10 protein-coding genes and 2 pseudogenes are annotated in these 10,169 nt (G+C 74.0%); 7 read left to right on the forward strand and 5 right to left on the reverse strand.

Annotated features, from left to right (window positions below):
• Positions 1–39 precede the first annotated feature (39 nt).
• A pseudogene (locus B7L92_RS01695) lies at positions 40–765 on the forward strand (polysaccharide deacetylase family protein); the annotation flags it as partial.
• A gap of 89 nt (positions 766–854) precedes the next feature.
• Positions 855–1,949 carry a DUF5925 domain-containing protein gene (locus B7L92_RS01700; protein WP_081235724.1) on the forward strand — a complete coding sequence of 365 codons (1,095 nt, stop codon included), beginning with the start codon at positions 855–857 and terminating at the stop codon, positions 1,947–1,949.
• Between the two features lie 70 nt (positions 1,950–2,019).
• Here the strand turns inward: B7L92_RS01700 and B7L92_RS01705 are convergent, their stop codons facing one another.
• On the reverse strand, positions 2,020–2,388 hold the full coding sequence (locus B7L92_RS01705; protein ID WP_174703909.1) for a GntR family transcriptional regulator: 369 nt from the start codon (positions 2,386–2,388) through the stop codon (positions 2,020–2,022).
• 70 nt (positions 2,389–2,458) lie between these two features.
• Here B7L92_RS01705 and B7L92_RS01710 point away from each other — a divergent pair, with 70 nt between their 5' ends.
• Together B7L92_RS01710 and B7L92_RS01715 are read left to right on the forward strand one after the other, a co-directional pair.
• Complete coding sequence (locus B7L92_RS01710; RefSeq protein ID WP_081235725.1) at positions 2,459–3,388, forward strand: GNAT family N-acetyltransferase; 930 nt, start codon at positions 2,459–2,461, stop codon at positions 3,386–3,388.
• A complete protein-coding gene (locus B7L92_RS01715) occupies positions 3,369–3,869 on the forward strand; it encodes a ribonuclease FAU-1 family protein (protein WP_081235726.1) in 501 nt (166 codons plus the stop codon). The genes B7L92_RS01710 and B7L92_RS01715 overlap by 20 nt, the downstream gene beginning before the upstream one ends.
• Positions 3,870–3,879: 10 nt before the next feature.
• Here B7L92_RS01715 and B7L92_RS01720 read toward each other — a convergent pair whose 3' ends face one another.
• A complete protein-coding gene (locus B7L92_RS01720; RefSeq protein ID WP_081235727.1) occupies positions 3,880–4,497 on the reverse strand; it encodes a class I SAM-dependent methyltransferase in 618 nt (205 codons plus the stop codon).
• 137 nt (positions 4,498–4,634) lie between these two features.
• Here B7L92_RS01720 and B7L92_RS41850 point away from each other — a divergent pair, with 137 nt between their 5' ends.
• Complete coding sequence (locus B7L92_RS41850) at positions 4,635–4,769, forward strand: hypothetical protein (RefSeq protein WP_107501342.1); 135 nt, start codon at positions 4,635–4,637, stop codon at positions 4,767–4,769.
• A 255-nt stretch (positions 4,770–5,024) separates the two neighbouring features.
• Complete coding sequence (locus B7L92_RS01725; RefSeq protein ID WP_081235728.1) at positions 5,025–6,080, forward strand: lytic polysaccharide monooxygenase auxiliary activity family 9 protein; 1,056 nt, start codon at positions 5,025–5,027, stop codon at positions 6,078–6,080.
• Positions 6,081–6,151: 71 nt separating this feature from the next.
• Here B7L92_RS01725 and B7L92_RS01730 read toward each other — a convergent pair whose 3' ends face one another.
• Positions 6,152–7,018, reverse strand: a complete 867-nt coding sequence (locus tag B7L92_RS01730; protein ID WP_081235729.1) for an esterase/lipase family protein — start codon at positions 7,016–7,018, stop codon at positions 6,152–6,154.
• 371 nt (positions 7,019–7,389) lie between these two features.
• Between B7L92_RS01730 and B7L92_RS01735 the strand changes: the two genes are divergently transcribed.
• On the forward strand, positions 7,390–8,448 hold the full coding sequence (locus B7L92_RS01735; RefSeq protein ID WP_081235730.1) for an ABC-2 transporter permease: 1,059 nt from the start codon (positions 7,390–7,392) through the stop codon (positions 8,446–8,448).
• A 62-nt stretch (positions 8,449–8,510) separates the two neighbouring features.
• Here the strand turns inward: B7L92_RS01735 and B7L92_RS01740 are convergent, their stop codons facing one another.
• Both B7L92_RS01740 and B7L92_RS01745 read right to left on the reverse strand, forming a co-directional pair.
• A complete protein-coding gene (locus B7L92_RS01740; protein WP_107501343.1) occupies positions 8,511–9,593 on the reverse strand; it encodes a S1 family peptidase in 1,083 nt (360 codons plus the stop codon).
• A gap of 242 nt (positions 9,594–9,835) precedes the next feature.
• Positions 9,836–10,169: pseudogene (locus B7L92_RS01745) on the reverse strand (slipin family protein); the annotation flags it as partial.

Consider the following 10,169-nt stretch of genomic DNA (forward strand, 5'->3'; position numbering starts at 1 on the left):
CCTCCGGGGTGACGGAGAGGGCACGGGTCGCGTCGTTGGGGTCTCACCCCGGAGGCGTTCGCCGAGCAGATGGCGGTGCTCGCGGACCGGGGCCTCACCCCCGTCACCACCGCCGACCTGGCGGCCCGCTGGCGCTCGGGACGCCCGCTGCCCGCCCGCCCGGTCCTCGTCACGTTCGACGACGGCTACGAGGGCGTGCACCGGCACGCGCTGCCCGTGCTCGCCAAGCACGGCTTCCCGGCCACCCTGTTCGTCTCCACGGGGTGGCTGCGGGGGCCGTACGACACCGGCGGCGGCCCGGACACCATGCTGGACTGGGACCAGGTGCGCGAACTGGCCGGTGCGGGCGTGGAGATCGGCGGGCACAGCCACAGCCACCCGCAGCTCGACCAGCTCGACGACCGCCGGCTGCGCTCCGAGCTGATCCTGTGCAAGGAGATCGTCTCGGACCAACTGGGCTCCGTCCCGTCCTCGTTCGCGTACCCCTACGGCTACTCCAGCCGCCGGGTGCGCGAGGCGGTGCGGGAGACGGGGTACGCCCAGGCGCTCGCCGTCGGCAACGGCCTCGCCCGCCGCGCCCAGGGACCGTACGCCCTGCGACGGGTCACCGTGCGGCGGTCGACGGACGCCGCCGAGTTCGAGCGGCTGGTCCGGGGGCGGGCCGTCGCGCGCACCTTCGCGCGGGACCGCGTCCTGACCAAGGGGTACGCGGTGGTCCGCCGGGCCCGGCAGGCCCGGCGGCTGGTCCGCCGGCCACCGGGCTGACCCCGCGGCGACGGACCGCACGGGCGACACATCCGCGTGCACCCCGGAAACCGGGTGCACGCGGCCCCCGGGTGCCCGATCATGGCGGCATGCCTGCACACCCGCACGACGCACTGCCGATCCGGCTCAACGTCGACGACAGCGACTCCCCGTCCGACGTCGTCGACGCGCTGTTCCTCGGCCGCTTCGCGACGGGCGAGCAGCCGTACTCGCACGCCGTCACCATCGACCGCGTGCGCTCCGCGGCGACCCTTCTGCCCGCGCACGCCCGGGTGCTGCGCGTCGCCCGGGACGACGACCGCAGCGCCACCCTGGCCGAGGGCGACGGCTGGACGCTGCTGGTCTCCCGCTGGAACCGGGGCGCCGACGTCACCGTCACCGCGACCAGCGCCGACCTCGCGGCGAAGATCCTGGGCGAGGCCACGGACGGCGCGGCGGACGAGCCCGAGCCGCAGCCGGAGAACGTCACCATGGGGTTCTGGTACGTCTCCCCGCGCCGCGGCCCGCACCGCACCACCCGGCAGATCTCGGCGGGCACCTGGGACGAGGTCCGGCCCAACTACACCGCGCCGGTGGCGGACGCGATGGACCGCCTGATGAAGACCACCCCCGAGGACATCTCGGGCCGGCTGCTCCTGCTGCACGGCCCGCCGGGCACCGGCAAGACCTCCGCGCTGCGCACCCTGGCCCGGTCCTGGCGGGACTGGTGCCAGGTGGACTGCGTCCTGGACCCGGAGCGGCTCTTCAGCGACGTCGGCTATCTGATGGACATCGCGATCGGCGAGGAGGACGCGGCGGGGAAAGGGCGTTGGCGGCTGCTGCTCCTCGAGGACTGCGACGAGCTGATCCGCGGCGAGGCCAAGCACACGGCCGGGCAGGCGCTGTCCCGGCTGCTGAACCTCACGGACGGTCTGCTCGGCCAGGGCCGCAACGTCCTGGTCGGCGTCACCACCAACGAGGACCTGGAGCGCCTGCACCCGGCCGTCGTCCGCCCCGGCCGCTGCCTGGCCCGCATCGAGGTCGGACCGCTGACCCGCGCGGAGGCGGCGAACTGGCTGGGCCGCGAGGACGGCGTCGGCCGCGAGGGCGCGACCCTGGCCGAGCTGTACGCCCTGCGCCGGGGCACCTCCCCGACCGCCCTGCCGGAACCGCGCGGGGACGCGGACGCGGGGCTGTACCTGTGAGCCGTACCGGTGGCCGCGGACCCCGCGGTCGTCGGCACGGGGCGCGGACCGGCGGGTCGCGCCGCCCCGGCTACTCCCCGTAGACCGCCCGCAGGGCTTCCCGCACGGCGGCCAGCGCCTCGTCCTCGGTCAGCCCGAGCCGCCGCACCCGCTCCGCGTACCCCTGGGCCGCCGACGCCGCCTCCCGCTGGGCCGCCGAGCCCGCGGCGGCGATCACCGTGCCGTTGCGGCCCCGGGTCTCGATCACCCCGTCGGCCTCCAGCGCCCGGTAGGCCTTGGCCACCGTGTTCGCGGCGAGGCCGAGCGTCCCGGCCAGCCCCCGCACCGTCGGCAGCCGGTACCCCACCGGCAGCGCTCCCGACCGGGCCTGCTCGGAGATCTGCGCCCGCACCTGCTCGTACGGCGGCGCGCCGTCGTCGATATGGATCTTCAAGGTCACGGCCCGATTGTCCCGCACGCGCCGGAAAATCGGAGGCACCCCGGGTGCGTACCCCGTAGCGTGCGCCTCCATGACCGTGCTCGTCCGCGACCTCCGCCCCGACGCCCGCGCCGATCTCGAGGGCTTCGCCCGTGTCCGGCACGCCGCGCTGCCGTTCATGCTCCTCACCCCGGACTCCCTCGCCCACGACCTCACCCGTACGCACCCCGACGCCCACTACCGTCCCCTCGTCGCCGTGGCCGGCGGCGAGGTGATCGGGACGGCGCAGGTGCACCTGGCCCACGAGAGCCCCGAGCCCGGCCAGGGCAGCGTCAACGTGTACGTGCATCCCGGACACACGCGCCGGGGCGCCGGGGCGCTGCTCGTGCGCGCCGCCGAGGAGCACCTGGCCGCGCACGGGGCGACCCGGCTGTTCGCCTGGGTGCTGGACGAGCCGGGCAACCGCGCCTTCGCCGAACGGCACGGCTACCGCGCCGGCCGCTCGGCCCGCTTCCTCCGCCTGGACCTGGCGCACGGCACCCTCCCCCCGCTCCAGGGCCCGCCGCCCGGTGTCGAACTGCGCACCGGCGCCGACTTCGCCGACGACCCGCGCCCGCTGTTCGCGCTGGACGCGGAGACGGCCTCGGACGAACCGAGCGACATCGGCACCGAGTTCACCGACTACGAGGCGTGGCTCGAGCAGACCTGGAAGCACCCCCTCCTCGACCTCGGCCTGACCACGGTCGCGGTGGCCGACGGCCGCCCCGCCGCCTTCACCGCGGTCCACACCGACGGCTCCACCCGGTACGGCACCGCCATGACCGGCACCGCCCGCGCCCACCGCGGCCGGGGTCTGGCCAAGCTCGTCAAGAACGCCTCCCTGCACCGCGCCCGCGCGGCCGGGTACACGGAGGCGTTCACGGGCAACGACACCGGCAACGGACCGATGATCGCGATCAACCAGTGGTTCGGCTACGAAGCGTGCGCCACGGAGGTGCGGTATGTCCGCGAACTCGGCTGACCGTCCGGCCGCCTTGGACGTCGTTCTCGTCAAGGCGGGCCGGGAGAAGATCCGTTACCCGGCCGACCTGCTCGCCGACGACGGCACCCGCGTCACCGTGCGCGCCCCGTGGGCGGGTGACGGCGTGCGCGACTTCGGCTTCGTGCGCTTCGAACCCGGTGACGTCTTCACCGAGTACTACTGGCGCGACCGGTGGTACTCCGTGAAGGAGGTCCGCGCCGGCGACGGCACCCTCAAGGGCCACTACTGCGACATCACCCGTCCGGTCGAGCTCTCCGGCACCCGGCTGGTCGTCGAGGACCTCGACCTGGACCTGTGGGTCGGTGCGGACGGCACGGACGTACGGCGGCTGGACGAGGACGAGTTCGCGGCGAGCGGCCTGACGGAAACGGACCCGCGGGCGGCGGCCGCCGCCGTGGCCGCGCTCGACGAACTGGAGGCGCTGGCGCGCGGGGACGGCCTCGGCACGCTGCTTCGGTGAGGCGGCCGGGTCAGTCCGGCACCGCGACCACCGCGTACCGTTCGTCGTCCACCTCCCGGCCCCACAGCGCCGCCTCCTGCGACAGCCGCTCCACCCGCACCCGCCCGGCGAGCGGGGCGAGGAGGGCGGTGAGCAGGTCCGCCGGTACGCCGACCGGGCTCACCGTCCCCCACACCCCCTCGACCAGCACCAGCCGGCCTCCCGGGCGCAGCAGCCCGCGCCAGTGCCGCAGGGCGCCGCCCGGTTCGGGCAGCGTCCACAGCACGTGCCGCACCAGGACGGCGTCGTAGCGCTGCTCACCGACCGGCGGCGCCGCCGCGTCGCCGACCAGGAACACCGCGTCGCGCCCGGCGAGCTTCTCCCGGGCTAGCGCCACCATGGCCGGGGACCGGTCGACCCCGGTGACCCGGTGCCCCTGCTCGGCGGCGAGGAGCGACAGGCTGCCGGTGCCGCAGCCGAGGTCGAGGACGTCGCCCGCCCGTCCGGGCAGCCAGGTGCGCAGCCGTCCGTCCCAGGCGGCGCGCACGGACGGGTCGCGCAGTCCGTGGTCCGGCTCGTCGTCGAAGGCCGCGGCCCGCGCGTCCCAGTCGACACCGTCCGTGCCCGTCCGGTCCGTGTCGTTGCTCATGTCCCGAGGGTGACACCCCCCACTGACAATCGATTCGTGACGGCGGCCACAGACAGACCGGGACCGATGAGGAACTCTCCCCCGAAAGGTCCACCTCCGTGAGAACACGGAACCCGGTGGCCCCGAAGGAGGCAGCCATGCGCCGTGTCACCGTGCAGAAGCCCCCGAAGAAGACGGACGCCCGCCGGACCCGCGAAGAGGCCGACGAGCGCCCCGCGGGACGTCCGGAGGTCCGCGGGGACATCGCCCGCACCTGGTGGCCCGACGGCTGAGCCGGCCGGCCGGCCCGGACGCGGCAGGTCTCGCGGCCCGTCCGCCCCGGACGCGGCAGGTCTCGCGGCCCGTCCGCCCCGCCGCGTTCGGCACGTACCTGATCCCAGCCTGAGCACTCCCTTAACGCGACCATAAGGATCCCCCTCCACGGCCTCCGACAGGCGATTCCACGGTTTCCCGGGGCTAGCTTCTGAGTCACCCCCACGGGATTCACCCCCCGAGTCCAGTGATCGTTGCCGAGGAGTTGCTGTCCCATGCCCGCACGCCGCAAGGCCGCTGTCGCCGTCGTCGGTCTCGTTCCGCTCGCCCTCACCGGGCTGTCCGCCGCACCGGCGTCCGCGCACGGTTCGATGGGCGACCCGGTCAGCCGGGTCTCGCAGTGCCACGCCGAGGGCCCGGAGAGCCCGAAGTCGGCGGCGTGCAAGGCGGCGGTCGCGGCCGGCGGCACCCAGGCCCTCTACGACTGGAACGGCATCCGCATCGGCGACGCGGGCGGACGCCACCAGGAGCTCATCCCCGACGGCAAGCTGTGCAGCGCGAACAACGAGCAGTTCAAGGGCCTCGACCTGGCCCGCGCGGACTGGCCGGCGACGAGCGTGGGCAGCGGGTCGTACACCTTCAAGTACCGGGTGACCGCCCCGCACAAGGGCACCTTCGAGGTGTACATCACCAAGCCCGGCTACGACCCGTCCAAGCCGCTGGCCTGGAGCGACCTGGACCTGGCGAACCCGGTGGCGAAGGCCACCGACCCGGCCGCCGTGGACGGTTTCTACACCTTCACCGGCACCCTCCCCGAGCGCTCCGGCGCGCAGCTGCTGTACGCGGTCTGGCAGCGCTCGGACAGCCCGGAGGCGTTCTACTCCTGCTCGGACGTCACGTTCGGCGGCGGCAGCGGGGGCGGGGCCGGCCGGGCGGACGAGGCCGGCGGCTCGAGCGAGGCCGGCGGCGGCGACACGCCCAAGCAGGCGGCCGCCCCGGCGCCGACCGCCACCGCTCCGTCCGAGGAGCAGCTCGAGGAGGCGGCGAAGAAGTCGACCATCGAGAACCACGGGCACGGCGACGACGACCCCGACACCTCGGCGGCACCCGTCGCGGCGCAGGACGACACCGCCCCGGAGGCCTCCGACGGCGCCGCCGACCAGCCCAACCGGCCCAAGGCGGCCGGCAGCTCGGAGAACCTCGCGGAGACCGGCGGCGACGACAGCACCCCGTACCTGATGGTCGGCGGGGCCGCGGCGCTGGCGCTGGGCTCGGCGGCGCTGTTCGCCTCCAACCGGCGGCGCGCGGCGGGCGGGCGGCACGGCCGCTGAACCGACTCGGGGCCCTGTCCGGCGGCTCAGGCCGGACAGGGCCCCGACGCGTTCGCCTCCGCCTACACGTGTCAGCTGAACACGGAGGCGCAGGTGGTGGGCGTGGCGCGGGCCGGATCGAGGGCGTTGGCCACCTCGTGGAAGGCGATCCGGTCGAGCAGCCCGACGGCCAGGTGCTCGGACAGGTCGAGCGGGCACAGGTCCTGGAGCAGGACGTTGCGCACGTTCGGCCCGTTCAGGTACTGGCTGCGGTACGGGGTGACCACCTGGTCGTACTTCGTGGCGATGACGGTGTAGCGGACGCCGGGCACGGTGTCGCCGCCCTCGTTGAGCTTGGTGAGGAAGCCGGAGCCGACGACCTGCTGCGCGAGGGCGGGAGTGGCCTCGTTCAGCAGGTGCTCGGCGCCCGGGAAGTACGGCAGCAGGCGGGTGAGGCCGCCGAGCGTGGTGCCGTGGTTGCTGGGCGCGATCCCGACGAGGGCGTTCACCTCGTCCGCCCCGCCGAGGAACTTGAGGTAGTGGCGGGGCATCAGGCCGCCCTGCGAGTGGCCGACGAGGTCGACCTCGGCGGTGCCGGTCGCGGCCAGCACCTTGTCGACGAAGGCGTCGAGCTGCTCCGCGGACTTCTCGATGGGGCCGAGGCCGTGGAAGAGGGGGACGCCGGGCAGCTGCCCGTAGTCGAGGGAGAAGACGCAGTAGCCGCGGCGCTCGAGGTAGGGCGCGAGCCCCAGCCAGTTGTCGATCGAGTTGCCGAAGGTGCCGTGCACCAGGACGACGGGGCGGGGATGGGCGGCGGGGGGCTTGCAGGAGTAGTCGTTCCAGCCTCCTCCCGCGGGTGCGGCGGAGGCGTGGGCGCCGGTGGCAGTGGGGCCGGTGAGGACCGCGGCGGCCAGCAGGAGTGCGGCCAGCGGTCTGATCACTCGCTTCCAGGGCAGCATCGGGTGATCTCCTTGCGGGTCATGGGGAGGTGGGGGGTCTTGCTCCCTGTGATCCGGATCACGAGGATGCTGTTCACTCGTCAAGTTACGGACGAGTAGGGAAACTGGGAAGTTACGGGTCGGTAAAAAATTCCACCGTCGACCGGCGGCGGCCCATCCGGACCTGATAAGGCGTCACCAAGCGGGACGAATCGACGCCCTCGGGCGTGACGTGCGGCAATCCCTCCCGCGCCCCGCGCACTTCCGTCCCCGAGCGCGCCCCGGGCGCTCCGGCCCCCCAGTCCCGTCGAGGCCCGTACCGAACCTGTGTGCGGCATCCGTTCGGCCCCGTCCCGCCTGCGCGGACAGCCGGTCCACCGGACGGTGGGGGCATGACGCAGACCGCCGGCGCCGACCCGTCCCGCAGCTCGTTCCTCGGCGAGGTGAAGGAAGCCGTCACTCCGCGGGCCACCCTGCTCGTGCTCGGTGTGATCGTCCTCCAGTTGCTCTTCATCGCCTCCTACGTGGGGGCGCTGCACCGTCCGAAGCCGCGGGACGTGCCCTTCGGGGTCGTCGCGCCGCCGGCCGTCGCCGAGCGGGCGGTGACCCGTTTGGAGCGGCTGCCCGACTCCCCGCTGGACCCCCGCGCGGTGGCCGACGAGGCGACCGCGCGGAGGCGGATCACGGACCGGGAGATCGACGGCGCGTTGATCGTGGACCCGGCCGGCGGCAGGGACACCCTGCTGGTCGCCTCCGGCGGCGGCACCGTCCTCGCCACCACCTTGGAGAGCCTCGTCGGCAGGCTGGAGGAAGCCGAGGGGCGCACGGTACGGACCGTCGACGTGGCTCCGGCCTCACGGCAGGACTTCGACGGGCTGTCGTCCTTCTACGTGGTGGTGGGCTGGTGCGTCGGCGGCTACCTGTGCGCCTCGATCCTGGCGATCAGCGCCGGCGCCCGGCCCGCCGACCCGCGCCGCGCGGCGATCCGGATCGGCGCCATGGCCCTGGTGGCGCTCGTCGGCGGACTCGGCGGCGCGGTGATCGTCGGGCCGGTCCTGGGCGCGCTGCCCGGCAGTGTGGCGGCCCTGTGGGGGCTGGGCGCGCTGGTCACCTTCGCCGTCGGCGTCGCCACCCTCGCCCTCCAGGGCCTCTTCGGCATCGTCGGCATCGGGCTGGCGATCCTGCTCGTGGTGATCGCCGGCAACCCGAGCGCGGGCGGTGCCTTCCCGCTGCCGATGCTGCCGCCGTTCTGGGCGGCGATCGGCCCGGCGCTGCCGCCGGGCGCGGGCACCTGGACGGCCCGCTCGATCGCGTACTTCGAGGGCAACGCCGTGCTCGGTCCCCTGCTGGTGCTGTCGGCGTGGGCCCTCGCGGGGATCGTGGTCACGATGCTGTCGGCGGTGGCGTACCGCGGACGGTACGGGGCCGAGCCGCCCGCGCGGGCGCCCTGACCCGGACGCGCGGAAGTCCCGCCCCTCGCGCGCGGGGCGGGACTTCACGGGGTGCGTGCGGTTCAGCCGATCCGGGTGCCGGTCGCCGCGAGGGCCCGGGTCACCGACTGGAAGAAGGTCGTGCCGCCCGAGGTGCAGTCGCCGCTGCCGCCGGAGGTGAGACCGACCGCGCTGCTGCCCGAGAAGAGCGAGCCGCCGCTGTCGCCGGGCTCGGCGCAGACGTCGGTCTGGATCAGGCCGTTGACGATGTCGCCGTTGCCGTAGTTCACGGTGGCGTCCAGACCGGTGACCGTGCCGGAGTGCACCTGGGTCGTGGAGCCGCTGCGGGTGACCCGCATGCCGACGGTGGCCTCGGCGGCGCCGGAGATCGCCTGCGTGGAGCCGTCGTAGAGGTTGACCTCGCTCGGGTGGGCCACGTCGGCGGTGTACTTGACCAGGCCGTAGTCGTCGCCCGGGAAGCTGGACGCCACGTTCTCGCCGATCACGTCGCCCGAGGAGTCCGACCAGGTGGAGACGGACTCGGTGCAGTGCCCGGCGGTGAGGAAGTGCGGCTCGCCGCCCTTGGTCACGTTGAAGCCGAGCGAGCAGCGCCCGCCGTTTCCGGTGATGGCGTCGCCGCCCGCGACGAAGGGTTTGAACTCGCCCTCGGTCCGCTGGAGTTCGGCGGTGGAGCCGAGCTCGCCGACGACCTTCTCCAGCGTGGCCCACTCGGCCTCGGAGACGGTGCGGTCCGCGGTGACGACGACCTTGTTGGTGATCGGGTCGGTCACCCAGGAGGTGCCCGGGACGGCGGCGTCCTGCTCGAGGGCGGTGCGTGCGCTCTTCAGCTCGGCGAGGGAGTTCGCCACGACTCTCGCCTCGGCGCCGGCCGACTCGACGGTCTCGGCGGCGGCCTCGTCGAGCACGTTCACCACGAGGCTCTTGCTCTTCGCGTCGTAGTACGTTCCCGCCACGTCGGCGCCGAGGTCCTCGGCGAGCGTCGAGGCGAGCTTTCCGGCCGCCGCGACCGAGAGCGTCCGGGGTCCGGAGGCGTCCGGGGTCTCACTGGCGTTCGCAGTCTGGAAGGTGACTCCGGCGGCGACCAGTGCGGCGACACCCGCGCCCGCCATGGCCGCCCGTCGCCCGGGTATGCGTCGGTGCTTCAACTCACGTCCTCCTGTGGGGGGACGGTCCGGGAGATTGTGGGGACCTCACCGAACCGGAAGGCGCACGGCCACGGGGACGGCGTACGGGAAAAGCCGTGTCCGGGCCGGCTGAACGGCGCCTACTCTTCCGAACCCCACAGGGAGCACACAAGGTCGACTTCAGGACGCGCGTACGGCAACGACCGTGCGCCCTCTATGTCCTGACAGGTCATGGACGCGGAGGGCGGTTCGCACTGCAAACGCTACGGGCGGGTAACCGGCGGTCCGGTCCGCGTGTCCCCCTCCTGGCTCGAATTCGACTCCTCGGGATCCGGCTCCACGCGGGGTGCGGCGGACGGAGGTTGCTCCTGCACCGGTTCCGGCGCCGGTTGCGGAACCGGCGCCGGAGCCGTCGGCACCGGCTGCTGGGCCCGTTCCAGGAAGCGCAGCAGCTCCACCGGGAAGGGCAGCACGAGGGTGGAGTTCTTCTCCGCGGCGACCGCCACGATGGTCTGCAGCAGGCGCAGTTGCAGTGCGGAGGGGGTGTCCGCCATCTGCTGGGCCGCCTCGGCCAGTTTCCGCGACGCCTGCAGCTCG

It is taken from the genome of Streptomyces viridosporus, assembly GCF_002078235.1.
GTDB lineage: Bacteria > Actinomycetota > Actinomycetes > Streptomycetales > Streptomycetaceae > Streptomyces > Streptomyces viridosporus.